We start from the raw sequence: 21,510 nt of genomic DNA on the forward strand, positions 1-21,510 counted from the left end.
GCCGCGAGAGAACTCGCGACGGCCGCTCCGGAGCCGGATGCCCGGCTCGTGGTTCAGACGGTGTCGATCAGACCGCGGCGGTCGACGGGGCCACGGCGGCACCGAGGCGCTCGCCGGACTCGGCGTCGAACGTGTGCACGTGCTGCGGAACCGGGGTGACGAAGATCTTGTCACCGGCGTTCGGGTGCGCGCGGCCGTCGACGCGGGCGACGATGTCGACGCGCTTGCCGTTGACGTCGGCGTGACCGTAGAGGTAGCCGTCGGCGCCGAGCTCCTCGACGACGTCCACCTCGACCGGGAGGCCGGAGCCCGAGGTCGCGATGGTCAGGTCCTCGGGGCGGACACCCACGGTGACCTGCTTGCCGGACGCCGAGCCGAGCGCATCGCGCGGGACCGCGGCGACGCCGGAGCCGAACTGCACGCCGCCGTCGACGACGTCGGCGAGGAACAGGTTCATCGCCGGCGAGCCGATGAAGCCGGCCACGAAGACGTTCTTCGGCTGCTCGTACAGGTCGCGCGGGGTACCGACCTGCTGCAGCACGCCGTCCTTGAGCACCGCGATGCGGTCGCCCATGGTGAGCGCCTCGGTCTGGTCGTGGGTGACGTAGACCGTGGTGACGCCGAGGCGGCGCTGCAGCGAGGCGATCTGCGTGCGGGTCTGCACGCGGAGCTTCGCGTCGAGGTTCGACAGCGGCTCGTCCATGAGGAACACCTGCGGCTGGCGGACGATCGCGCGGCCCATCGCGACGCGCTGACGCTGACCACCGGAGAGCGCCTTCGGCTTGCGGCTGAGGTAGGGCTCCAGGTCGAGCAGCTTCGCCGCCTCGAGCACGCGCTGGGCGCGCTCCTCCTTGCCGACGCCTGCGATCTTGAGCGCGAAGCCCATGTTCTCGGCGACGGTCATGTGCGGGTACAGCGCGTAGTTCTGGAACACCATCGCGATGTCGCGGTCCTTCGGCGGCACGTCGGTGACGTCGCGGTCGCCGATGAGGATGCGGCCGTCGTTGACCTCCTCGAGGCCGGCCAGCATGCGCAGCGTCGTGGACTTGCCGCAGCCGGAGGGGCCGACGAGGACGAGGAACTCGCCGTCGGCGACGTCGATCGAGATCTGGTCGACGGCGGGCTTCGTGGAGCCCGGGTACAGGCGCGTGGCCTTGTCGAACGTGACAGATGCCATGGGGGTGTCTCTCCTTCACCGGCAGGTACGTGCCGGACGATCCGTTGTGAATGGATGACCATCGACGCGAACGACGGCGGTCACGTGCCCCCCAACATAGGCCCATGCGTTCGCATCCGCCAGCCCGAGCGCGCTAGCATCGTGCCCCGCCGGGGCTGTTCCCAGTCGCGGCGCCTACTCTGCGACGGTGCCGGCATCCCCGGCATCCCATCAGCTCCGGCACCCGGACGCCTCCGCGTCCGTCCGCCGCCTCCGAGGACAGATGACCGACCCGATCGACGATGCCGAGCCCACCGCCCGGCAGAGCGCCAGACAGCGGGCCGACGCACTCCGCACCGCCCAGCGCAAGCGCGACCGCCGCGGATGGTGGCTCCTGCGCGGCGGCATCGCCGGCGGCATCGTCGTCGTGATCGTCGTCGTGGCTGTCGCCCTCGTGACGTTCAACCGGCCGTCCGCCCGCGGTCCCGCCAACATGCTCAGCGACGGCATCGTCATCGGCACCGACATGAAGGCGGAGCGGACGCCCGGTCTCGCGCCCGGCGACGACCCGGTGCCGACCGGATCCGGCAATGCCGACCTGGTGCACATCCGGCTCTACGTCGACTACTTCCAGCCCGCATCGAAGGCGTTCACCGTCGCGAACGGCACGCAGCTGCGCGACTGGGTCGACTCGGGCGCCGCGACCGTGGAGATCCATCCCATCGCGCTCGGCGGCAGCGGACCGGACGGAGCGCAGTACTCACTGCGCGCTGCCAACGCCGCCGCCTGCGTCGCGCAGTACTCGCCCGACCAGTTCCTCGTCTTCCATCAGGCGCTGCTGCGGGCGCAGCCGAGCCAGCAGTCCACCGGGCTCGACTCGGCCGCGATCCTGAAGGTAGCGAGCGGCGCGAAGGTCCGCGACCTGGCGGATGTCGGGGACTGCGTCCGCTCGATGCGCTTCGAGCGCTGGGTGCAGGCGGCGTCGCAGCGGGCGTCGGACGGCCCGATCGTCGGCTCGGACGTCAAGACGGTGTCGGCGACCCCGACCGTGATCTTCGGCAAGAAGAAGTGGGACTCGAGCGACCCGTCCGACTCGGCCAGCCTGGCGGAGGCGTTCGTCGCGTCGCTCGGCGCCTCGTTCACCGACCCGAGCTCGAGCCCCGACCCGAGCGGCTCCGCGAGCGCGACTCCGACGGCGCCGGCCGCCGGCTGACCCGCACGAGCGGTCTCAGTCGAGTCGCATCGACATGAAGACCGCCGTCTCGGCGTCCGGCGGATTCCCGTACAGCGAGCGATCGAGACCCACGATCTCGAACCCGAGCCGCTCGTAGGCCGCGATCGCGGGCACGTTCGAGTCCTGCGTCTCCAGCCAGAGCTGCCGGGACCCCGCAGCTCTGGCACCGGCGGCGACGACGCTCATCAGGTTCCGCGCGATCCCCGCCCGTCGAACGGAGCGGTCGACGTACAGGTGCCAGAGCACCGCCCGGCGGTTCCACGTCTCGAAACCGACCGCGGCGAAGCCGACGATGCGTCCATCGATCTCGGCCACATGGCCCTCGCTCCACAGCGGCGCCGGATCATCCAGGGCCTCGGCGAGCTCGTGCGACTTCGTCCGCGGAGTCGAGGGCACGGCGGACCACGCGATCGAGTCGCGACCGAGCTCGAGCACGGCGACCGAGTCGACCGTCTGCGACGCGTCGATCGCGCTCGCAGCCTGCCGGTCGGCCGGCCGATAGGGGCGGATCTCCATGCGTCATTCTCGCGCGCTCGCGTCGCGCGCGATGGAAACCCGGCGCCGCGCTCTAGGCTGGGAACCCCGGAATCCCGGGCAGACGCCTCCTTAGCTCAGCTGGTAGAGCACCGCTCTTGTAAAGCGAAGGTCGTCGGTTCGAATCCGACAGGAGGCTCCCCGCAATAGCAGGCGAGAAGGCACCTCCGGTGTCGGCCGCAGCTGGCTGCGTGGGGCAGACGTGGGGCAGATCAGCCCCACACACGCCCCGCACGGTGCGCTGAATTCGCTTCGCGGATGCGCTGCAGACGGTGCACGAGCTCCGGCCGCTCCCGCTCCGCCTCCGGGCTATCGATCACCTCATGCAGCCGCTGGAAGTACCTCGCCGGCCCATGACCGAATCGGGCGCGGATCTCAGCGACCTTCGCGCCCGTCATCTTCGGCTGCTGCTCCTCGAAGTCGAGCAGCGCGCGATCATCGGGTCCGAGCATTCCCATACCCTCAGGGACCCGAGCGGCCCTCCGGTATGACACGTTCGCGGGGTACCCCGACCGGTCCACTCCCGCTTACGCTGACGCCCATGGCTCGACGACCCGTCATCCAGGCGCGCACCGGATGCCGCGACTGCGCGATGTGCACGGGCCACGCCTTCACCGGCGCCGGCCGGAACCTGCAGCGCGCCGGCGCGAACGTCGCGACTCTCGGCGTGGCCGCGCTTGTCCGCCGCACCTGCAAGGCGTGTGGTCACCCGATGTCCGAGCACGAAGCGGCAATGCGCGCCGCCGCCGCGCGCGAAGCACTCCCGCCCGGCACGGTCCAGAGCTTCGACGACATCTACGCTGCGCGGCCGCCCGCGCAGCAGTGGCCCGCCGGCTGGTACCCGGGCCCTGACGGCCGCCAGCAGTGGTGGGACGGGTTGCAGTGGAGCGGGCACTACCAAGAGCAGCTGCCGCCCCCTCCCGCGCAGCCAGACGTCATTGCGACTGCGCCGCAGTCCGAGCTCGAGCGGCTCGCCGACATGCACCAGCGCGGCGTGCTCACCGACGCCGAGTTCTCCGCCGCGAAGGCGAAGCTGCTCGGCCTGTGAACGACGACCTCGACGACGTCGCCGCGCCGAACTGCCCCGGCTGCCTTGAGCGGAGCTCCACCAGCGTGGCGTTCTCGACAACGACGAGTTCAAGGCCTCTAAGCCGAGGCTGCTCGGAATTTAGGATTCGTCCTCGTGGGCGTGAATCCGACGACTGAAGAGTTCACGATCAGACACATCAGCCATCTGGTCAACGTGAGAGGCCAGAAACCACTCAGCTTCGCTCTGGAGCGGTCGCTGCACGTCTGACCACCCGCATGAGCAGCGAGGCGTGTAGTAGTCCCGCTGCCCTTCCATGCCCCAGTCCACTCGTCCGGCATGATCCGGCGCAAGCAGGTGGCGACCCGCATCATGCCCCGCATACGCGGACCGCGGACCGTAGGGTCCGTGCCAGCCGCACGCACACTCGGCTCGGTAGTCGCCCGATGTCGGGCTCCGAACGACGGAGACAGAGTGCATAGTCGTGGGAGCGTCGCTCATGATCGGCAGGCTACTGAAGGGAGAGGGCGTGGACGATCTCGATGGCTTGGCGGCGCCGAACTGCCCGCAATGTCTCGAGCCGATGGAGGCCGTAGTCGGGGCGTGGTGGTGCCGCGCCTGCGAGATCGCCGTCCGGGATGGCAGCTGAAGGGCCCGGAGTGATGCACGGGCCCCTCAGGGCTCCGTACCGGATCAGGGTGGGCAGAGCCTGGCGGCAACCAACCGCGCTGCGGTCAACATATGCCCCATCGACCTCGCGCGATCGAACCTGAATATCCGCCCAATGCCGCATCGACAGATCTGGCATGCCGCATCGAGCAGTCAGTACCCTGACCGCGTCGGCGACTGTGGTTCGGGCCACGGTCGGATCCGACTTCATCCGGAGCCGGGCCATTCGGGTTGGCGGGGCTCCGTGGGAGCGCCCGCAGCGGCCCGTGGGACGGCCGCACTGCGGGCGCTCTTCCCACTCCGCAGACGAGAGGCGCCCGGCCTCTATTCGGGTGAGGCCGGGCGCTCTGCCGTCTGAATGTCGGCTGCCGGTTCGGGGGACGGCGCAACACGACGGTGGCAGTCGGGGGAACCGCCTCGGCGAGATTAGAGCACGCCGATTCGCCTCGAAAAGTAGACAGTTCTGTTCGCTCAGAACCGGTGCAGCATGCGCGTGCGAGCCGGGCAGGCGACCCTGCTCCGAGGCAACAGTCGAGAGGGAATGCATGTCGGAAGGCGCCGACGATCCCGACGGGTCACGATTCGGCAACCACCCCCGCATCGCCGTCGACCTCCCGCCTAGCCTTGCCACGTGCTGATCACGCCGCGATGCCCTGGATGCGAGGACGACCTCACTCCTATCGTCGAAGCGTGGTGGTGCGACCTGTGCGGCTGGATGCAGACCGACCAGATTGATCGATCGGTCAGCGCGCGGCGCGCCTGAGTGCCTTCTTCACCTCGCGTTCGGCGAGGACCGCCACGTAGTCGTGCACTGGGAGCGAGGCGAGACGGTACACCTCGGCCGTCACCAGCTCATTGACACGGTCCGGCGCCGCATCAGGGAACCGCTTCCTTAGAGACTCGGACACCTGCTCCACGACCGCTTTCGGGTCGAACTCAGTAGCCATGACACGACACGCTAGACGGCGACCGTGAACGCTTTGTGAGCCGCCAATCGCCACCCCGAGGCGCCTGCTCATCGAGCAGTGCGGGTGGCTCGGCCGTCCGGATGCGCTGTCGGCGGTAGGCGGCTACTCTGCACTCATCGCCGGGCCGGCGGCTCCGTCTAGCTGAGGAGCACCCCATGTCTCGCTTCCGTCGCGACCGCCCGAACATCACCCCGAACAGCACCGCCCCCGCCGAGCACGAACGCACCCACCTCGCCGCCGGACTCTACCCGGCGTGGGAGCGCGTCTGGCGCGACGGGAAGGACATCACCGACCTCGGCATCCCGCCGGCGGAGTGGCCGTGGCCGCAGCGGAAGCACTACGAGCTCGGGTGGCGGCCGATCATCGCCCTTGATGGCACCCGCATGCCCTGACGTTGGGGACGAACAAGAGGTACGCCGAGCACTTCGACCGGCTCGCCGACCAGCGCATCATCGAACGGATCACCGGCAACGACCCGCAGACCCTCACCACCGAGGAGCTCGAGCGGGACACCGAAGTGATCGTCACCCCAGAGCGCGCGATCCGCGTCCGCGCGTGGGTGCACTACGGCGTCTCCGCCCTCTCCGTCGAAGCGGAAGCGGTCGCGTGGACGTCGCGCGCGGTTGTGATCCGTTGGCGTACACCTGCCGGCGCAGTGCACCGGGCGTGGGTATGGAAATCAGCGGTCCGTCGTTGACCGCTAGCATGTGGAGATTATGTCGAGTCGTCGTCCGCCACGAGAGGACGAGACGCCTCCTGACCCGACCTGGACCCCGCCGCCAAAGTCAGAGTGCGACGAAAGAGAGATCCTGGTGCCTCTCGATGCTGACGGTGTCAACCGCATAACCATGCGCTTGCGCGAGTGGAATATGCAGCTGGTGGACTACGCCGTGATCTACACCCGACGAGGATCGGACGGATCCTGGAGCGAAGTCTGCTGCGTCGACTGCAAGCACGGCACCGTCCACATGCACGTCGGGGTGCCCCACACGGACGAGAACACGACATCTCTGAGGCCTATTCACTCTCAGGAAGACGTGCAACAATCGTTTACATCTTCCTACGACCTCGTGTATGGCTCGTATCTTGAATCTACGAAGGGGCCGGATCTCTGATGTCCCGGTTTGCTGGAGTTGATCGCGACGAAGTAGTGCGACGCGTGATGACGGCGATCGCCGTCGGGCCGCAGGTCGTTGAGCTGCCCTACGTCGCGGAGGACGGGTCCTGCCCCCTGGTGATCACCACGCCTAGCGAATACCTGAGCGAAGTGATCAAGCGCGTTGAGGCTGTGGGCGGTTCGGCGAACATCGCTTACGCGGAGGCGAAGCGGTTCACGATCTTCACGATCGAAGGATCGAAAGTCCCGCCGGGATCCGGTGAGGCCGGCACCGATGTCTTTGCGCAGGACATGTCGATGGGCATGTTCCGCCTCCGCACGCGCAACAATCTCGGGCCGTTCCGGTTGGGCGCGAAGACGACAATGAGTGTCGATCGAGCGCAGTCGTTCGACTACGCGGCTAGGTAACGCGCCGCCGACGACGGGCGAGTTGCTCATGCGATCCGCAACCGTCGCCGTGTCGTCACCCTTTGGCGTGCGAATAGCATCCGCTCGCCGTCAGGTCATCGCGATCCGCCCCGCCTGAGTCCGGGCACGACTAGAACGCCCCGGCGCTCGACCCTCGTGAGGAGGAATCGAGCGTCGGGGCGCCTGCGGTTCTTCTTAGTTCGAGCCGAAGGTGACGCTGCCGGCGCCGGCGTTGCTCTTGCCGTACGTGAAGGTGAGCTGGCCGGAGTAGGTCGGGAAGGAGCAGCTCTTCTGGGCCTTGAGCTTCATGGTCCCGTGGCAGAGGACGGTCCCGGAGGTGCCCTTCACGATGGAGTACCCACCGACGTACGTGGTGCCGCCGGGGAAGTTCGTGACGAAGGAGGCGAAGTCCGACGCGTTGGCGGTGATCGTGACCGAGCACAGTTCGTCCGAGGCGGAACAGCTCTTGCTGAGGGTCTGAGCGGAGGCCGGGAGCGCCGACAGCAGCGTCGCGCCGACGGCCATCGCGAGCGCTGCGGTGGTGATGAACGTCTTCTTCATGGGGTGCTCCCTCGTCTCGGGGCGATGCCTGTCATCACCCTCGGCGGCAGAGTATGAGCATCCGTCACGCTGGTTCAAGGAAACAAAGTGGAACAGTCTGTTCACCCATCGAGCGTAAGGACCGGCGGCCTGCCGGACAGATGCGCGCGCGATGCCAGATCATGCGCCGCGGGGGTAGATGGAGATCCCGGATCCGACGCGAACTGAGGATGCGTAGCTTCCTTCGCATGAAGACACGAAGGCTCCCCCTCCTCACCTCAGCTCTCGCCGTCGCGACCCTCGCTCTGCTCGGTGTCGCGCCGACCGCCGCGCAGGCTGCGACCGTCCCCCTCAGCTCGAGCGACGAAGCTCACTTCCGTGCGACCTGGACTCAGTACGGCGTCGAGTCGGGGGTCCAGGAGCAGCTGCTCAACTCCTACAAGGCCGGCGGTGTGTGGGCGTCGCTGACTGGCGCGCAGCCGGTCTCGAAGGAGACCCGCAAGCACGGCGGTTCGTTCGACGTCGTCTCCACCTACGCCGATGGCTCGATCTCGGTGCTGACCCAGGACACCATGCCGCCGTCGGGAGGGAAGCCGGGCACGGTGACCCCGCAGGCCGACATCTACGGATGCAAGCTGGTCTCGCAGGCCCCGTACATCAACAACTACTCGTGCAACGTGCACACCAACGTGGTTCTCGCCGACTTCGCCTACACCGTGCTGTTCAGCACGATCCTGAACGGATACGACCGCATCACCGGCAAGAGCGGGCTCACGTGGAACTGCTACGGCGGCTCGTGCACGGGCGCCTACACCAAGATCTTGAAGGCGAACGAGACCGCGAGCTCCGCGGCCTCCGCGCAGGGCGGTCTCGATTACACCTGCGCCGGCGGCGCCTGCAGCAGGAACTACTTCCTCGTGTTCCAGCTGCGTAACGACCACTACTCCGCGTACAACAATTGAGCTCATGAGCTCAAACCCCGTCCTCGGCTTCTGGCCCGACTTCTTCTGGATCGTGAGCTCGGCTGTAATAGCCGCGGTCGTGATCACTGCAGTCGTGCTCCTAGTGCGATACCTGAGGCGCCAACGCCCTACGCAGCCGCGACGCTGAGTACGGCGAGACCGGCGCCGCAGTCTGGCCGGCGGTCCCGAACAGCCGAACGACGACGCCGGCTAACGGCAGATACACGAAAGCGCCCCGGCGCCCGACCCTCGCGAGGAGGATCGAGCGCCGGGGCGCATGTGTGTGGCGGTGGATCAGGTCAGGTAGACGTACCCGGCGGCGACCGAGGCGGACTCCGGGGCGTCCTTCACCCGCAGGCGGACCTTTGCCGGCGAGACGTCGACGAGGTAGCCGTTGACGTCGTCGGCGTACTCCGGGCCCCGCAAGAGCACCCGGTACTTGGCAGTCCCGTCCGCCTCGGCCGCGACCCAAGGCTTGCCGGTGCCGACCTGCACGAGCACGGTCCCACCGTCGGGGACGCCCGTCACGTCCGGGATGTGCCCGTACTGCTGGTCGTCGCGAGGAAGGTCCATCGCCTCACCCTTCGATTCGTCCCGCTTGCAGCGGGTGGCCGGTGATCTCGCCCGCGTCGAGCTCGTGCCCGACGATCGGCCTCGCACTGAGCGGATGCCCGACGATCTCGCCGGCCGTGATCGTGATGTCTCGCCAGTCGTGCTGGCTCTGGACGGTCGGCGAACCGAACGCTCGCGACAGGATCGAGACGAGCCCCGCGACGAGCCGGAGCGCGGTCAGCGTCGCTGCGGCGTCCGACACGACGCCTGCGGTGCCAGAGACGGCGCGGGTCACGGTCGGGGAGCCCGCAGCGCCCGATACGACAGCCGCGGCCCCCGAAGCCGTCACCAATGCTGTGGGCGATCCTGACGCCCGGCTAGACGCAGCCGCGATACCGGACGCTGCGCCGATGATGGTCGGCGTGCCGGACGCACCGCTCACGACAGTCGCCGTGCCCGAGATGCTCCCAGACCCCGCCTGGATCACGGTCGGCGAACCGGATGCTCCGGACGAGACCGGCGCCGTCCCAGACGCAGCACGTAGCGCCGTCGCTGACCCGCTCGCGCCAGACTGCGCAGCTGCGGTCCCCGACGCCCCGAGCAGCGCGCTCGGCGTCGCAGACGCGCCGCTCGCGGCCACTGCGCTGCCCGACACGGCTTGCACCGAGGTCGGCGACGCAGACGCCCCAGTGACCGCCGCGGCCGTCCCGCTCGAGGCGCGAACGACGGACGGCGCCGCCCCGGCGCCGGACAGGACCGCCGCGGCGCCAGCGGCCGTCAGCAACGCCGTGGGAGCGCCGGACGCCGTCGAAACAGCAGCCGCCGATCCAGCGATCGGATAAAGGGTACCGCCCGTCGACGCGGGTCGGAGTGCGATCATGCTGCCGGCGTACGGGAGGCTATTCGACCCGTTGCCGTGCGGGATGCTGAACGTCCCCGTCGCGCCGGCGGGGCTCTGCAGCTTCTCGCCCGTCCAGAGCACCGGGGCGTCGTAGGTCTCGGTGACGCCACCGGGAGGGGTGATCGCGTTCCCGTCCCACGACGCGCGGACCATAGACAGCAGCGCGCCGTCGGTCACGGTGGTGATCGACGGGATCACGACCGCCGTGGTGCCGGAGCCCTCGTTCTTCTGCAGGCTGCTGCCCGTGACGTCGATTGGGGTCGTCAGGTCGACGCCGGTGCGCGCGGTGGCGCGCGCCTGTGTCGTCGCGGCCGCGTGCGTCCACGTCCACGACGTCGCACCGTCGAACGCCTTCACATAGGTGCGGGTGTTCACGACGTACGGGTCCGGCGCCGTCATCGTGGTCTGGTTCACCAGCGCCCACCCGGCCGGCGCCGTCGGGCTGATCGAGGTCGACGCTCCGAGGAGGAGCACGACCTCGATCAGGTCACCGGTCGTCGCGCCGGCGGGCGCCGTGACCGTCGTGTTCGTGCGAGACGCGGAGGAGACCGTCGACGAGGACCGGGTTCCGATCGCCATGCCGCGCCTCCCTCAGTCGTCCGTCCTGATCAGTCGAGCGTGACCTTGAGCTGCCCGACGTCGAACTTCAGCTGGTCGCCGACCGCGACCGACTTCGTGATCACGGTGCCGCCGGTGTCCGTGATCGTCGTCCAATCAATCCGCTGCGTCCCCGCCGTCGCCGCGTTGAACACCGCGAAGTGGGAGATCGCGCCGGCGCCCGTCGCCGCCGCGGTGGTGAGCACGTTCGCGTTCGCCTTGACCGACGGCTGAGCAGCAGTCGCAGCCGCCCACCCCGTCGCGCCGATCGCCGTGCGCGCGAGCCCCGAGAACTCCGACGTGCCGTTGATGGAGTAGGCGATGTAGTCGCCCGCCCCGGTGAGGGGGAAGCGCTGGTCGAGGGTCGCCTGCGCCTCCGTCTGGGTCATGCCAGCCATCGCCGGCTCCTTCCGTTCAGGGGTGGATAAGGTCGTGCAGGAGAACGCCGGCGATTACCGCGGGAGTCGCGATGACGGCCGGCGAGGGCAGTCAGGCCGGATGGCCGGCCTGCAGGTCCGCCTCGCGCTCCGTGAGCGTGCGGTCGTCGTCGGTGCGGATAATCACGCCGAGCTGCGTCGTGAGGATGTTCAGCACTCCGACGGCGATGATCGGGATCTGCGTCACCGGGTTGAAGTCCGGCACGACGAACTGGATCGCGAACGTGACTAGCGCAGCGGCGATCGCGACGCCGGTCTTCGCGCGCCCCTGCCATGTGCCGGGCAGCAGCCGCACCCAGAAGGTGCCGACCGCGCCGATGATCAGCACGGCGTACGAGAGCGACGCGATCCACACGGAGAGGGTGGGCGCGTCGGGCGCGCTGAGCGCTGCGAGCAGCGCGGCGAGTCCACCGGCGCCGATCGTGAGGACGCCGAAGATGGCGGTGGCGTACTTCTGGAACACGGTGTTCATGGGGTCTCCTCGTCGGACATGACGAAGGGCCCCGGCATCGCCGAGGCCCTTCGTTCCTACTTCTGCTATTCGGTGAACGCGATGATCTCGCGGACTTCTTCGACGTTCGTGTCGAACCACTCGGTCCCCACTGCGCCGCGCACGCGCCGACCGCGCAGCTCGAGCACACCGTGGATGGTTCGCTCCAGCAACGCTGGCTGATCTGTCTCGTGGACCAGCGCGACGACCGGCGCCTCGGGGATGGCCGTTCCGACCTGATCGCGTATGCGCGCCTCGGCGCCCACCGTGCTCATCCCGACTTTATGCGGCCACTTCGTGCGCCCTTGAGCACTTGCCAGCAGCTCGTACGCGGGGAGGTAGTACGCGTAGACGGCGGGACGCGCTGTGGCGCCGTCGTCGTCGAAGCCATCCTCGTCAACCTCAGGCGAGTCGATCTGATCATCGACAGGGTCACCGAGGATCCGCCAGTAGCCGTACGCGCCCGTCATCTCGGCCAGTCCGCGAGTGGCTGCGGTGTTCAGCGCCTTCTTCGCCAGAGAGATCAGGTTGCCGTTGGCGGGCGCGCCTCCGAGATCGAGATGTCGCGCGACGACCAGCTCAATCAGGTCGTTTCGCCTCATCGTGCGCCCCCCGAAGAGGTCCAGCGTCAACTCCATAAAGACGTTGGGAGTGAGCGGCAGGCCAACGTACGCATACGAGCCGGTGTCAGACACGGATCTCCTGTCAGCCCCCGAGAAGCGAAACGCGGCACGGTCCGTCCGCGGTCTGGGTAGCGCCGTCAGAGTACGTGATCAGCCACGTTCCATCCGTCTGGCAGAGCATCGACGAAACCGACCGTCCGTCGGGGCCGGCGGATCCCTGCGGGCCCGCTGGCCCAGGCACCGTGGAGTCGGCTCCGGTCGCGCCGGTAGCCCCGGGGGATCCAGCGGCCCCGGCGTCACCCGCGGCCCCCGGCGGGCCCGCGCAGTTCGACCGCGCCGAGCAGTACTGCTGGATCGCGGCGAGGATCTCGCTCGTCGTCGGCGGCCGGCCCGCAGCGCCGGTCGCGCCGGGCGTGCCCTGGATGATCTGCTGCAGCACCTGTGGCGACGGCGCTGACGTGACGCAGTTCGCGGCCTGGCAGTCGGCGGCCAGCGCCGCGTACTTGTCGAGCAGGTCAGCGAGCTGGTCCTGCTGGCGCTCGTTGAGCTTCTGCCGCTCGCCCAGCGTCGTGCGCAGGTCATCGGCGCGCTTCTGCTGCGAGGACGCGTACTGCCCGAACCCGACGTAGCCAGTCGTGATCCCGGCGACTCCGGCGAGGATCACGAGCACGAACAGCACGTTCACGAGCGCGGGGCGCTTCCGCGTGTGCTTCATCATGAGTGCACCACCTGAGCCAGATAGCCGAGCGCGAACGAAAGAACTGGCCCGACAACCGCGAGCGCGATCGTCAGCCGCTGCTGGCGGCGAAGCTTGTCGCCCTCGACCGCCTGCGCCTCGAGGTCACGGATGCGCGCCTCGGAACGACCATGCCGCTCGGCGTTCCCCGCCTTGTCCGCGTTGTAGAGGTCCATCGGCACGACCCGATCGCCGACCTTCTCCACCGACCGCTGCAGATCGTCGAGCCGGCGCATCAGCTCCCAGCCGGTGGGTTCCGGTCCCGTCTCGCCAGCCATCAGACCCCCGCCTGTCGTTGCACCGCTCGAGAGTGTGCAGGATTTACACTTTCGGGATGGACCCGATGGACATGCTCCGCATCACCGCTGAGCTCGACGCCCGCCGCCCCGAGTTCATCCGTGACGCGCGACGTGCTGGCAAGACCTGGGAGCAGATCGCGAACGCATCGGGGCTATCCCGCCGCACCGTTATCAACCTGTCCCGTGAAACGGGGGTGCAGAATGCGCACGATACGGAGTAGCATCCCCAGCATGAGCAAGCTGCAGACCCTCGCCGTCGCGATCGGACTCGTCGTCTGCATCGCAGTCGGCGGTGCCGCGGCGTACGCGTTCAGCAGCGCCGGCACGAAGCCGGCCGCCGTCGCGGAGCCGAGCGAGGCGCCGGCGATCGACACCGCCGGGCACGGAGCCGAGGAGGCCGAAGCCGCAAAGCAGGCGACCGCCGACCGTGAGGCCGCAGCCGCTGCCGAGGCCGCTCGTGTAGCAGCGGAACAGGCAGCCGCGGCCGAGGCGCGGCGTCAGGCGGAGCTCGCGGCCCAGCAGGCTCCGAAGCGCCCGTTGGGTGCGACCGGGTCGTCGTCTCCGGCGGGACCCGTTCGCTGCCCCGCCGGCTCTCAGGCGAACTCGTCCGATGGCGTCAACGACACCTCGTGCTTCCCGACGGTCTGCTTCACGATTACGGTCCCGAACCCGGATCATCCGGAGTGTGACCGCGCGTTCAAGCCCTAGGCGGCGCTTGTAATCGACTTCCGGAGTTCGGCGATCTGTCTCTGGGTGTCGGCGTCCAGCACGAGCGGCACGATCGCGCCGAACAGGTCGTAGTTGACCGTCTTCGGCGTTCCGCCGTCCTTTTCGAACACCACGAAGCACGACATGTTGTGCGCGATCAGGTCCTCGGCCATCAGACCCACATCCCACGGGACCGGATACTCCGGGTCGTAGAACTCGTTCTCCGGGTCGTGACGGATCGCCAGCTGGTTCCGGTACTGGAACAGCCACCCAGACACCGCGCGCGCGTCCGCAGCGGTGAACGGCAGCGCCCGCAGATTCGCCTTCGACTCCCGCGTGGACGGAGCGAACCCGTAGCGGCCGCTGTTGTGCTGCCAGACCGTCTGCCGACCACCAGGGAGCGTCGACACGTCCAGCGAGTAGGCGCCCACCGATGTGAGCCCTGCAACCGCGCTCAGGGTGCCGTTGACGGTCTCGTTGCCGTCGATCTGCGTAGATCCGGTCGCGTGCATCGACACGGTTGTGAATCCGCCGGCGAGCGCGTTCAGGATGGCTGACTGGATGTTGGCGATCGCCGTCTGCACCTGCTGCACGAGCGACCCGACCTGCGTGCCCGTCGGCCGCTCGAGCTCGAGCAGCCGCCGCTTGATCTCGTCGATCGCGAGCTGCAGGTCGTCAAGGGGGAACTGCTCCGAGCCGAAGCCCATCAGAACTCCTCCACCGTGACGTCGACCCAGCGGCCCTGGTCGGACGCGAGTGCCGTGATGATGCCGTTGATCGTGCCGTCCTCGAAGAACGGGTCGTTGCGGACCTCGAGCTCGACCTGGTAGCCGAGTCCGTACGAACCGACCAGCGGGGCGACGTCCTTGCGGACCTTGAACCGCACCGGCGCGCTCGTGTGCCCCGACACCAGCAGGTTGCCGAGGGCGATGTCGCCGAGCGTCGACTGCTCGCTGGCGGTCGAGTGCGACGAGTCGAGGCCCTCCCGGTACGGGAAGCCGAGGTCGAGGAGCATCTGCGACGAGCGACGCGCGACGACGACGGAGTCCGCGCCGCGGCCTCCGGTCGCGTACTCCGTCGACCGGCGGCGGCCCTGGTAGCCGCCGGTGAGGCCCTTCACGACCTCGTTCTCGGTGCCGCGCTGGTCGCCGTCGAGGGTCCACTTCACCGAGTTCTCGATGCCGAGGATCGGTGAGTCCTCGGTGCCGACCCGCACCAGCCACTCGATGCCCTGGCGGTCCGTGCGGAACCGCGGCACGAACTGGATGTCGGGGCCCCACTCGAGCTGCGTGATGTCGGTGAGCGCCTCCGAGAGCGGCTTGAACGCGGTCGCGTCCCAGGACTTGGTGCGCGTGCCGGCCACGTCGGGCTGGAACACCAGCGGGAGGGACGAGTTCACCTGCGCGCGGGCCTGCTGCAGGAGCCGCTTCACCATCGTCGAGCCGTCGACGCCGGAGATCGTCGTCCCGATCGCCGGGTTCGAGATCGTCTTCGTCGCGTCCGAGGGATCCGGCACCAGCCACTTCGTGACGTCGAAGGTGCGCGCGGCCGCGGGGAGCACGAACCGCTCCTTCCAGAACGACCAGAGCCCCGACGCGGGGACCTTCAGCGTCAGGTCGTCCCAGCTGTACGTCGGGCCCGGATCGGGCGGGATGGGGCCGGCCGCCGGGAACCACTCGGGCCCGTCGTCCTCGATGATCGCGAGGAACGCCTTCCCGCCCGCCGTGGCGTTCCGAAGCCCGAGCTCGGCGACGTCCGGGTCCGACAGGATCGCGGTCGCCTCGAGCGTCTCCGCCGCGTTCCGGGACTGCTGCCACCGGTACTTCGTGAACGGCAGGTCGACGATGTTCTTCCCCGTGAGGAGGTCGCCGACGATCACCCGGGGCATCAGGCCTCCTTGATGATCTCGGCGCGCACCGCCTTCGCGACCTCGGCGGCCGTCGGAACCAGCGCACGGATCCGGTCGAGCTCGGCGGCCAGCGCGGTCGTCAGCTGGTTCGGGGTGACCCCCCCGGCGGTCGGCGCGGGGAGCGCGCCGATCTGGTCCCTGATCGCCTTGAAGTCGTCCTTCAGCACCGCGTCGACGTCGGCCGCCGTGATCGACGTCGTGCCGCCGCCCGTCGGCGCGACGGCGCCCCACGCCTTGCCGCGGTTCACCGCCTCGTTGACGAGGGTCACGATCTGGTCGGAGGTCATCGACACCTCGCGGATCGGCCACGCCGCCCAGTTCGTCTGGAACGAGAAGTCCCCGACGGACGTCCAGAGCATGCCCCAGCCGTCTCCGACGGTGAACAGGGTGCCGTCGGAGTTCTTGAAGTTGATGCCGGCCATGCTGATGCTCTCCTCGCGGACGGGTGTCGCGCCGGTGCCTGCCGGCGTCGTGCCGGCGCGGGTGTCCTTCGCGGGGTAGTACTGCAGGTGCGCGCGGTCGCCCGCGATGACGCCGAGCGCCCACCCGTAGCGGTAGGCGTTCGCGGCGAGCCACCGGCCGGCCACGGTCCCTCTGTCGCCGGCGCCGACGAGATCCAGCGCTGTGCCGGTCTCGTGCGTGCCGTACGGGTGATCGAGGACCATCACGCCCTCGGCGACGTTGTAGGCCGTCGGTCGAAGGTGCATGGCATGCTGCAGGGCGGCGTCGCGGTAGGCACCCCAGCGGTAGCCGACGAGCTGCGCACCCTGGTTCTGCGCGGCGTAGTCGACGTTCATCCGCCGGAACGACGCGCCAGCATCGGCCCGCAGCTGCAGCCCCCAGAGGGCCTGCGCGGTGACGAGCTCGGCGGCGGTGAGCGCCCCGGCGGGACTCCCCATCAGCCGAGCTTCGTGATGTGGATGCTCGTCGGCATGATCCGCGCCGCGCCAGACGTCTGGTAGACGACGAACTTCACGTCCGCGGCCGCCGCGAGGTACACCGTCACGGCGGGCAGCGACATCCGGTCCTCGCCGGCGCCGACCGGGCCGCGTGCGAGCGGGTTCCCCGCAGCGTCGTCGAGCTCGATGAAGGAGCGCCCCGTCGCGGCGGTCGAGATGTTCGTGAACGCGTCGATCAGGTACAGGCCAGGCTGCAGCGTCAGGCCACCGGCGATCGCCGTCGCGAAGCTCGAGTCGGAGGTCGCGGCCGTCACCGGCGTGAGCGTCCCAACCGACGTCGACGTCCCGCCGGCGTTGTTCACCGTGGGGGATGCCGTCCACTCCGCGTGGCGGGTCAGCGGCCCCCAGGACGTCCCGTTCCACCGGAACTTCGCGCCGGTGTCGAGCTGCAGCGCCTCGGTCATCGGCGCGTACCCGAACAGCTGGTCCCGCTCGGTCGAGTTCCGGACCGGGATCGGCTCGCCCGTGAGCGCCGTGTACTGGAACGTCTGCGTGATGACGACGCCGCCAGCGTTCGTGGCGGTCACGTTCGCCGGCACGAGCACCGTCGCGAGCTCCACGGCGCCCGGGAACGCCGCGAGGCTCGGCTTCGTCGGCGTCGCACCGGGGGAGCCGGCCACGACACCGAGCACCGGCAGGTCGTTGGCGTCGCCGTACGGGGACGCCTGCTCGTTCTGCTTGAAGTAGATGACGTCGATGCGAGAGTTCGCCGTCGGCGCCGTCGCGATCGTCACCTGGGTCGTGCCGTCGTTCGACTGGAACAGCACGCCACCGCGGACGGACACGCCCTCGAACGCCGCGACGTCGACCTTCATGTCCGACCGCGCCGTGACGAGCGGGTTCGCGTGCCGGAAGAACACGCCCGCGCGCGGCGCACCTGCCGCCGTGCGGACGATCAGCCCGGCGAAGTCCAGGCGGCCGTCGGTCGTCGACGTGACGCCGGTCGGGCCGGGCCAGGCGGGACGCATCGTCATGTCGACTCCTACCAGTAGGCCGGCGCGAGCCAGCCGGTGAACAGCGGGGTGCCCGAGATCGGGCCGAGCGTGTTGACCTGCAACGTCACCGAGCCGCCCGGCGTCACGACCGGGAAGTCCGTGCGGGTGAGCGAGCCGGAGAGGTCGTTGCCGGGGTCGTCGAGGTAGACGCGACCGGTGCGGGACAGCAGCGTGACGGTCGAGCCGAGAGGGATCGCGCGCTCGAGGCGCGTCTCCCGGCCCGTACCGACCTCGCGGAGCGAGAAGCCGCCGTCCTGGCCGCCGGTGACCTGGATGCGCGGGTACGCGGCCGCCGTCCCCGGGTTCACCAGGGTGAGGCGGCCGGCGTTCCCGGCGGTGCCCCAGTCGGACGGCCAGACCGCCGGCCAGACGTATCCGCCGCTGGCAGTCGGCAGCCCGACCGGGCCCGACTGCACCTCGGGGCCGTACATCCGAGGATCCGGGGCGACCGTGTACACCTGGAAGGTCACGACGGTCTGGTTCCGGATGTCGTCGATGTCGATCCGCCGGAGGCTGACCTGGCGGGTGAACGCGCCGTCCTCGTCGGTGAGCGTCATCGGCATGAGCGCCCGGTACGCGCCCGCGAGGCCCTTCAGCTCCCGCTGCTTCGCGAGCGCGTCCGCGCGGCTCGTGCCGAGGTACATGCCCTCGAACGACGGCGCGACGGAACCACGGAAGTCGTCCGTGATCCCGAACGCGCCGTGCCCGCGCGGACGCTCCTCGATGTCGGACTTCGAGTCCGCGAGGGACTGCCAGTCCTTCAGCGCCCGGAAGTACCAGCGGCCGCCCGCCTCGCCGCGACGGGACGAGAAGACCCGGTTGCCGAGCAGCAGAGTCGCCACATCAGCCTCCCAGTCGCAGCTCTCGCGCCCACGCGCGCGCGGTCACCCGCGGGTCCTCGCCCACCGGCGGGTAGACGTTGAACGTCTGCTCGCCACCGGTCGACGCTGCGGCCTGGGCGAGCGCCCGCTCGGCGAGCGCGCTCGTGAGCGCGAGCGCCCGGTTCTGGACGCCGTAGTCGACGACCGTCTCAGCACGCCCCGCCTCAGCAAGCCGCACGAGCGTGCCGCCCTCAGACGGCAGCACCGTCGCGCCGAGCGCGAGCTTCGGCGCCGACACATGCCCGAGCTTCCCGATCTTGATGTCGATCGCGCCGCCCGTCGCGTCCTTCACGCTCTTCGCTACCGAGTTGATCTGGTCGATCGCCCCGTTGATGATGTCGATGACCGCGTTGATCACGCCGGCCACCGCCGACGCGACGCCGTTGAAGGCGCCGGTCGCGATGTCCTTCACCGCGCCGAACGTGTCGCCGACCGTCTTCAGCGCCCCGTCGAGGTCTCCGCTGAGCAGCTGGGTGATTGCCTTCACCGCACCGGCGAGGATCGTGCCGAGGATGTTCGCCGTCGCGCCGATCGCGGTCGCGAGGATGTTGATCACCGGCGTCAGCAGCTGCAGCGGCAGCGTGAGCGCCGGGAGCAGGATCTGCGCGAGCGTCGTGATGATCGGCGCCAGCAGATTCACGAGCGGCGCGATCAGCCCCAGGATTGGTGTGATCAGCTGCAGCACCGCGCCGATGAGCGTCGCGATCGGCGGCACCAGCGCAGTGATGATCGGCACGAGCGCCGTGATGATCGCCATCAGCGGCGGCAGCAGCGCGGTCACCAGTGGCAGAATCGCAGGCACGAGCGCCCCGAAGAGCGCCACGATCGGCGGCAGCACCGTCTGCGCCAGGGTCGCCAGCAGCGGTCCGAGCACGCTCACCGCCGAGATCAGCGCGTCGCCGAGGATGGGCAGCAGTGGCTCGATCGCGGTCAGCAGTCCGGTCACGACCGGCGCGAGCGCCTGGAACACAGCACCGAGCACCGGCCCGAGCGTCCCGGCCAGACGACCGGCGAAGCCGATCATCGACGAGAAGATCGACACCAGCGCCGGGAGCGCCGGCAGGATCGCCGTCAGCCCCGCCTGGATGCCGCCGAAGAACCCCGACAGCCCCTGAGCGAACACCGGCGACGACAGCGCGCTCGCGAGCACCGAGAAGAAGACGCCGAGCTGCGCCCCGGATCCGGCGATGATGCTCGACAGCGTCGGAGCGAGCGCCTGGAACATCGACCCGATCGGGCCGAGCGCGGCCGCGAGCCCCGCAGCGCCCTGCGCGGCGCCGGCGAAGAAGGTCCCGAGCGTGTCCTGGAACGCCGGCCCGTTCACCACCGCGGCGATCGTCGCGAGGGTCGTCGCGAGACCGTTGATCGCATCCCCGCCGCCGGCGTTGAACACCCCCGACAGGATCGACCCGATGCTCACCAGCGACGAGCTGAGCTCGGCGACGATCTGCAGAGCGTTCTGGATCCCGGCCGCGAGCGCACCGGACGCCTCCGCGCCAGTCAGCCACGCGGCGAAGTCGCCACCGATCTGCGAGACCCAGGCGCCGAACTGCGGCAGGAACGACGCACCGATCGACAGCAGCGTCACGAACGCCGACGTAAACGAGTTGATGCCCGGCAGCGCCGTCGTCACGCCGGCCGAGATGTCGGCGAAGATCGAGCCGAGCATCCCGCCGCCGAGCGCAGACTGCAGCGTCGACGCGATCCCGCCGAACGCCGACCCGAGCTCGCCCGCGAGACTCGCGAACCCCTCGCGGAGACCGGGCAGCAGCGAGCCGAGCAGCTCGCGGATCGGGGCGGCCGCGACCTCCCAGAAGTTCGTCGACACGACGCCGGCGAGCGCCTTGTAGCCCGAGAGAGTCCCGGCAAGGATCTTCGGCGCGTCCTTCAGCGCGAGCACGAGCGTCGTGACCGAGAGACCCGCAGCGACGAAGAAGCCGGGCAGGAGCGCGGCGAGCGGCGCCAGCTGCCCGAGCTGCACCACCACCGCGCCGAGTCCGGCGACCGCGTTGAGCGCGACGCCGGCGAGTCCGGCGATGCCGAGCGACAGCGCAGCGATCTTCGGGAGCGCTCGGTCGAGGTTCTGCAGCCGCTCGCCGAGGTTCTGCACGAAGTCGCCGGCGAGCCGAGCGCCCGAGAACGAGGCGAGGAGAGTGGCGACCTGGATCGCCGACGACTTCGTGATCTTCAGCGCCACCGGCAGGTCGCGCTTCCGGGTGAGCTCCTTCAGGTGCGCGATGAACCCGGCGGACTGCGCGCGCACGTTGAGGTCGACGCGCTTCTTGTTCAGGTCCTTGATCGCACGGTCGACCTGCTGCTTCAGCGGCCGGGTGTCGGCGGCGACCGCGATCGACGCGGACACGGTGCGCTCGACGCGGTCGAGGGACTTCTTCAGGTCCTGCCGGAACTTCGACGAGTCCGGCAGGACCCGGATGTTGACCCGGCCCGCCGACTTCCCACCCACAGAGGCCACGCGCACCTCCTAGGTCGAGATCCACCGCCGGAACGCGGGGAGGTTGAAGTCGGCGATCGTGAGCGCGTCCGCTGGCGCCTCGACCTGCGGACGCGGGTACAGGTCCTCCTCGCGCGCTGGCTTCCCGGCCAGACCGTGCAGGAGCATCAGGACCAGGTCGCGGAGGTCCGCGGCGAGGATCCGGTCATGGGTCCAGCCGAGGAACTTGATGCCGCCGGCGAGCTCGGCGGCGAAGTGGGAGTCGGGCTCGTAGTTGAGCTGCTCCACGAGCGCGAGAGCCTCGCGGGCGCGCTCGACGTCGACGGGCTCGGCGACGATGTCGCGCCAGCCCATGC

Annotated in this window: 28 protein-coding genes and 1 tRNA gene; 10 read left to right on the forward strand and 19 right to left on the reverse strand. The window is 69.4% G+C overall.

Translation table 11 applies throughout. From position 1 onward, the window contains the following. Positions 1 to 67: 67 nt before the first annotated feature. On the reverse strand, positions 68 to 1,177 hold the full coding sequence (locus tag AC1RSJ_RS04000; RefSeq protein ID WP_493117047.1) for an ABC transporter ATP-binding protein: 1,110 nt from the start codon (positions 1,175 to 1,177) through the stop codon (positions 68 to 70). Between the two features lie 262 nt (positions 1,178 to 1,439). Here AC1RSJ_RS04000 and AC1RSJ_RS04005 point away from each other — a divergent pair, with 262 nt between their 5' ends. Then, positions 1,440 to 2,369 (forward strand): DsbA family protein, encoded by a 930-nt coding sequence (locus AC1RSJ_RS04005; protein WP_493117048.1) that lies wholly within the window; start codon positions 1,440 to 1,442, stop codon positions 2,367 to 2,369. A gap of 15 nt (positions 2,370 to 2,384) precedes the next feature. Here AC1RSJ_RS04005 and AC1RSJ_RS04010 read toward each other — a convergent pair whose 3' ends face one another. Beyond that, positions 2,385 to 2,906, reverse strand: a complete 522-nt coding sequence (locus tag AC1RSJ_RS04010) for a GNAT family N-acetyltransferase (protein ID WP_493117049.1) — start codon at positions 2,904 to 2,906, stop codon at positions 2,385 to 2,387. A gap of 84 nt (positions 2,907 to 2,990) precedes the next feature. Between AC1RSJ_RS04010 and AC1RSJ_RS04015 the strand changes: the two genes are divergently transcribed. Continuing rightward, positions 2,991 to 3,063: transfer RNA gene (locus AC1RSJ_RS04015), tRNA-Thr, on the forward strand. A gap of 73 nt (positions 3,064 to 3,136) precedes the next feature. On the opposite strand, the gene AC1RSJ_RS04020 is transcribed toward AC1RSJ_RS04015, so the two are convergent. After that, on the reverse strand, positions 3,137 to 3,376 hold the full coding sequence (locus AC1RSJ_RS04020; RefSeq protein WP_493117050.1) for a DUF3263 domain-containing protein: 240 nt from the start codon (positions 3,374 to 3,376) through the stop codon (positions 3,137 to 3,139). An 89-nt stretch (positions 3,377 to 3,465) separates the two neighbouring features. Here AC1RSJ_RS04020 and AC1RSJ_RS04025 point away from each other — a divergent pair, with 89 nt between their 5' ends. After that, entirely contained in the window at positions 3,466 to 3,972 is a 507-nt protein-coding gene (locus AC1RSJ_RS04025; RefSeq protein ID WP_493117051.1) for an SHOCT domain-containing protein, read from the forward strand. Positions 3,973 to 5,363: 1,391 nt separating this feature from the next. Here the strand turns inward: AC1RSJ_RS04025 and AC1RSJ_RS04030 are convergent. Then, positions 5,364 to 5,567 carry a three-helix bundle dimerization domain-containing protein gene (locus tag AC1RSJ_RS04030; RefSeq protein WP_493117052.1) on the reverse strand — a complete coding sequence of 68 codons (204 nt, stop codon included), beginning with the start codon at positions 5,565 to 5,567 and terminating at the stop codon, positions 5,364 to 5,366. 176 nt (positions 5,568 to 5,743) lie between these two features. On the opposite strand from AC1RSJ_RS04030, the gene AC1RSJ_RS04035 reads away from it, so the two are divergent. The 4 genes from AC1RSJ_RS04035 to AC1RSJ_RS04050 are packed head-to-tail and all read left to right on the forward strand — an operon-like array spanning position 5,744 to position 7,113. After that, the gene (locus AC1RSJ_RS04035; RefSeq protein ID WP_493117053.1) at positions 5,744 to 5,980 is read left to right on the forward strand and encodes a hypothetical protein; all 237 of its coding nucleotides are present in this window, start codon (positions 5,744 to 5,746) and stop codon (positions 5,978 to 5,980) included. Positions 5,981 to 5,982: 2 nt separating this feature from the next. Beyond that, a complete protein-coding gene (locus tag AC1RSJ_RS04040; protein ID WP_493117054.1) occupies positions 5,983 to 6,285 on the forward strand; it encodes a hypothetical protein in 303 nt (100 codons plus the stop codon). A 19-nt stretch (positions 6,286 to 6,304) separates the two neighbouring features. Then, complete coding sequence (locus AC1RSJ_RS04045; RefSeq protein ID WP_493117055.1) at positions 6,305 to 6,703, forward strand: DUF7718 family protein; 399 nt, start codon at positions 6,305 to 6,307, stop codon at positions 6,701 to 6,703. Between the two features lie 44 nt (positions 6,704 to 6,747). After that, on the forward strand, positions 6,748 to 7,113 hold the full coding sequence (locus AC1RSJ_RS04050) for a hypothetical protein (RefSeq protein ID WP_493117056.1): 366 nt from the start codon (positions 6,748 to 6,750) through the stop codon (positions 7,111 to 7,113). A gap of 195 nt (positions 7,114 to 7,308) precedes the next feature. Here the strand turns inward: AC1RSJ_RS04050 and AC1RSJ_RS04055 are convergent, their stop codons facing one another. Then, positions 7,309 to 7,674, reverse strand: coding sequence for a hypothetical protein (locus AC1RSJ_RS04055; protein ID WP_493117057.1), 366 nt, complete (start codon positions 7,672 to 7,674; stop codon positions 7,309 to 7,311). Between the two features lie 227 nt (positions 7,675 to 7,901). Between AC1RSJ_RS04055 and AC1RSJ_RS04060 the strand changes: the two genes are divergently transcribed. Then, on the forward strand, positions 7,902 to 8,615 hold the full coding sequence (locus tag AC1RSJ_RS04060; protein ID WP_493117058.1) for a hypothetical protein: 714 nt from the start codon (positions 7,902 to 7,904) through the stop codon (positions 8,613 to 8,615). Between the two features lie 294 nt (positions 8,616 to 8,909). Here AC1RSJ_RS04060 and AC1RSJ_RS04065 read toward each other — a convergent pair whose 3' ends face one another. The 7 genes from AC1RSJ_RS04065 to AC1RSJ_RS04095 form a co-directional block, all read right to left on the reverse strand. Then, a complete protein-coding gene (locus AC1RSJ_RS04065) occupies positions 8,910 to 9,188 on the reverse strand; it encodes a hypothetical protein (protein WP_493117059.1) in 279 nt (92 codons plus the stop codon). Between the two features lie 4 nt (positions 9,189 to 9,192). After that, the gene (locus AC1RSJ_RS04070; protein WP_493117060.1) at positions 9,193 to 10,647 is read right to left on the reverse strand and encodes a hypothetical protein; all 1,455 of its coding nucleotides are present in this window, start codon (positions 10,645 to 10,647) and stop codon (positions 9,193 to 9,195) included. A 29-nt stretch (positions 10,648 to 10,676) separates the two neighbouring features. Beyond that, positions 10,677 to 11,063: a hypothetical protein gene (locus AC1RSJ_RS04075; protein WP_493117061.1), complete on the reverse strand. Its 387-nt coding sequence runs from the start codon at positions 11,061 to 11,063 to the stop codon at positions 10,677 to 10,679. 91 nt (positions 11,064 to 11,154) lie between these two features. Beyond that, on the reverse strand, positions 11,155 to 11,574 hold the full coding sequence (locus AC1RSJ_RS04080; protein WP_493117062.1) for a hypothetical protein: 420 nt from the start codon (positions 11,572 to 11,574) through the stop codon (positions 11,155 to 11,157). A gap of 65 nt (positions 11,575 to 11,639) precedes the next feature. Continuing rightward, a complete protein-coding gene (locus AC1RSJ_RS04085) occupies positions 11,640 to 12,287 on the reverse strand; it encodes a GIY-YIG nuclease family protein (RefSeq protein ID WP_493117063.1) in 648 nt (215 codons plus the stop codon). Positions 12,288 to 12,297: 10 nt separating this feature from the next. Further along, positions 12,298 to 12,894: a hypothetical protein gene (locus AC1RSJ_RS04090; RefSeq protein WP_493117064.1), complete on the reverse strand. Its 597-nt coding sequence runs from the start codon at positions 12,892 to 12,894 to the stop codon at positions 12,298 to 12,300. A 35-nt stretch (positions 12,895 to 12,929) separates the two neighbouring features. Next, the gene (locus AC1RSJ_RS04095; RefSeq protein WP_493117065.1) at positions 12,930 to 13,229 is read right to left on the reverse strand and encodes a hypothetical protein; all 300 of its coding nucleotides are present in this window, start codon (positions 13,227 to 13,229) and stop codon (positions 12,930 to 12,932) included. Positions 13,230 to 13,285: 56 nt separating this feature from the next. Here AC1RSJ_RS04095 and AC1RSJ_RS04100 point away from each other — a divergent pair, with 56 nt between their 5' ends. Together AC1RSJ_RS04100 and AC1RSJ_RS04105 are read left to right on the forward strand one after the other, a co-directional pair. Beyond that, positions 13,286 to 13,471 (forward strand): hypothetical protein, encoded by a 186-nt coding sequence (locus AC1RSJ_RS04100; RefSeq protein ID WP_493117066.1) that lies wholly within the window; start codon positions 13,286 to 13,288, stop codon positions 13,469 to 13,471. Between the two features lie 10 nt (positions 13,472 to 13,481). Next, positions 13,482 to 13,958 (forward strand): hypothetical protein, encoded by a 477-nt coding sequence (locus tag AC1RSJ_RS04105; protein ID WP_493117067.1) that lies wholly within the window; start codon positions 13,482 to 13,484, stop codon positions 13,956 to 13,958. Here the strand turns inward: AC1RSJ_RS04105 and AC1RSJ_RS04110 are convergent. Genes AC1RSJ_RS04110 through AC1RSJ_RS04140 form a run of 7 tightly spaced genes read right to left on the reverse strand, consistent with a single transcriptional unit; the run spans position 13,955 to position 21,508 of the window. After that, a complete protein-coding gene (locus AC1RSJ_RS04110) occupies positions 13,955 to 14,665 on the reverse strand; it encodes a hypothetical protein (protein WP_493117068.1) in 711 nt (236 codons plus the stop codon). The two genes, AC1RSJ_RS04105 and AC1RSJ_RS04110, sit on opposite strands and share 4 nt — an antisense overlap. Beyond that, a complete protein-coding gene (locus tag AC1RSJ_RS04115) occupies positions 14,665 to 15,846 on the reverse strand; it encodes a hypothetical protein (RefSeq protein WP_493117069.1) in 1,182 nt (393 codons plus the stop codon). The genes AC1RSJ_RS04110 and AC1RSJ_RS04115 overlap by 1 nt, the downstream gene beginning before the upstream one ends. Next, positions 15,846 to 16,766: a M15 family metallopeptidase domain-containing protein gene (locus AC1RSJ_RS04120; protein ID WP_493117070.1), complete on the reverse strand. Its 921-nt coding sequence runs from the start codon at positions 16,764 to 16,766 to the stop codon at positions 15,846 to 15,848. The genes AC1RSJ_RS04115 and AC1RSJ_RS04120 overlap by 1 nt, the downstream gene beginning before the upstream one ends. After that, a complete protein-coding gene (locus tag AC1RSJ_RS04125) occupies positions 16,766 to 17,800 on the reverse strand; it encodes a hypothetical protein (RefSeq protein WP_493117071.1) in 1,035 nt (344 codons plus the stop codon). Before AC1RSJ_RS04125 ends, AC1RSJ_RS04120 begins: the two co-directional genes overlap by 1 nt. Positions 17,801 to 17,808: 8 nt before the next feature. Beyond that, the gene (locus tag AC1RSJ_RS04130; protein ID WP_493117072.1) at positions 17,809 to 18,663 is read right to left on the reverse strand and encodes a phage tail family protein; all 855 of its coding nucleotides are present in this window, start codon (positions 18,661 to 18,663) and stop codon (positions 17,809 to 17,811) included. Between the two features lies 1 nt (position 18,664). Beyond that, the gene (locus AC1RSJ_RS04135; RefSeq protein ID WP_493117073.1) at positions 18,665 to 21,175 is read right to left on the reverse strand and encodes a phage tail protein; all 2,511 of its coding nucleotides are present in this window, start codon (positions 21,173 to 21,175) and stop codon (positions 18,665 to 18,667) included. Positions 21,176 to 21,184: 9 nt separating this feature from the next. Then, a complete protein-coding gene (locus AC1RSJ_RS04140; RefSeq protein WP_493117074.1) occupies positions 21,185 to 21,508 on the reverse strand; it encodes a hypothetical protein in 324 nt (107 codons plus the stop codon). Positions 21,509 to 21,510 lie beyond the last annotated feature (2 nt).

The sequence above is a fragment of the Schumannella sp. GW821-FHT10F01 genome, assembly GCF_058809295.1.

Coding starts and splice junctions, on each gene's coding strand:
- AC1RSJ_RS04035 (WP_493117053.1), top strand. CDS start 5,744: ATGTCTCGCTTCCGTCGCGACCGCCCGAACATCACCCCGAACAGCACC.
- AC1RSJ_RS04100 (WP_493117066.1), top strand. CDS start 13,286: ATGGACCCGATGGACATGCTCCGCATCACCGCTGAGCTCGACGCCCGC.
- AC1RSJ_RS04010 (WP_493117049.1), bottom strand. CDS start 2,906: ATGGAGATCCGCCCCTATCGGCCGGCCGACCGGCAGGCTGCGAGCGCG.
- AC1RSJ_RS04005 (WP_493117048.1), top strand. CDS start 1,440: ATGACCGACCCGATCGACGATGCCGAGCCCACCGCCCGGCAGAGCGCC.
- AC1RSJ_RS04055 (WP_493117057.1), bottom strand. CDS start 7,674: ATGAAGAAGACGTTCATCACCACCGCAGCGCTCGCGATGGCCGTCGGC.
- AC1RSJ_RS04140 (WP_493117074.1), bottom strand. CDS start 21,508: ATGGGCTGGCGCGACATCGTCGCCGAGCCCGTCGACGTCGAGCGCGCC.
- AC1RSJ_RS04125 (WP_493117071.1), bottom strand. CDS start 17,800: ATGACGATGCGTCCCGCCTGGCCCGGCCCGACCGGCGTCACGTCGACG.
- AC1RSJ_RS04075 (WP_493117061.1), bottom strand. CDS start 11,063: ATGGCTGGCATGACCCAGACGGAGGCGCAGGCGACCCTCGACCAGCGC.
- AC1RSJ_RS04115 (WP_493117069.1), bottom strand. CDS start 15,846: ATGCCCCGGGTGATCGTCGGCGACCTCCTCACGGGGAAGAACATCGTC.
- AC1RSJ_RS04080 (WP_493117062.1), bottom strand. CDS start 11,574: ATGAACACCGTGTTCCAGAAGTACGCCACCGCCATCTTCGGCGTCCTC.
- AC1RSJ_RS04060 (WP_493117058.1), top strand. CDS start 7,902: ATGAAGACACGAAGGCTCCCCCTCCTCACCTCAGCTCTCGCCGTCGCG.
- AC1RSJ_RS04065 (WP_493117059.1), bottom strand. CDS start 9,188: ATGGACCTTCCTCGCGACGACCAGCAGTACGGGCACATCCCGGACGTG.
- AC1RSJ_RS04120 (WP_493117070.1), bottom strand. CDS start 16,766: ATGGGGAGTCCCGCCGGGGCGCTCACCGCCGCCGAGCTCGTCACCGCG.
- AC1RSJ_RS04020 (WP_493117050.1), bottom strand. CDS start 3,376: ATGCTCGGACCCGATGATCGCGCGCTGCTCGACTTCGAGGAGCAGCAG.
- AC1RSJ_RS04105 (WP_493117067.1), top strand. CDS start 13,482: ATGAGCAAGCTGCAGACCCTCGCCGTCGCGATCGGACTCGTCGTCTGC.
- AC1RSJ_RS04045 (WP_493117055.1), top strand. CDS start 6,305: ATGTCGAGTCGTCGTCCGCCACGAGAGGACGAGACGCCTCCTGACCCG.
- AC1RSJ_RS04110 (WP_493117068.1), bottom strand. CDS start 14,665: ATGGGCTTCGGCTCGGAGCAGTTCCCCCTTGACGACCTGCAGCTCGCG.
- AC1RSJ_RS04000 (WP_493117047.1), bottom strand. CDS start 1,177: ATGGCATCTGTCACGTTCGACAAGGCCACGCGCCTGTACCCGGGCTCC.
- AC1RSJ_RS04030 (WP_493117052.1), bottom strand. CDS start 5,567: ATGGCTACTGAGTTCGACCCGAAAGCGGTCGTGGAGCAGGTGTCCGAG.
- AC1RSJ_RS04095 (WP_493117065.1), bottom strand. CDS start 13,229: ATGGCTGGCGAGACGGGACCGGAACCCACCGGCTGGGAGCTGATGCGC.
- AC1RSJ_RS04025 (WP_493117051.1), top strand. CDS start 3,466: ATGGCTCGACGACCCGTCATCCAGGCGCGCACCGGATGCCGCGACTGC.
- AC1RSJ_RS04070 (WP_493117060.1), bottom strand. CDS start 10,647: ATGGCGATCGGAACCCGGTCCTCGTCGACGGTCTCCTCCGCGTCTCGC.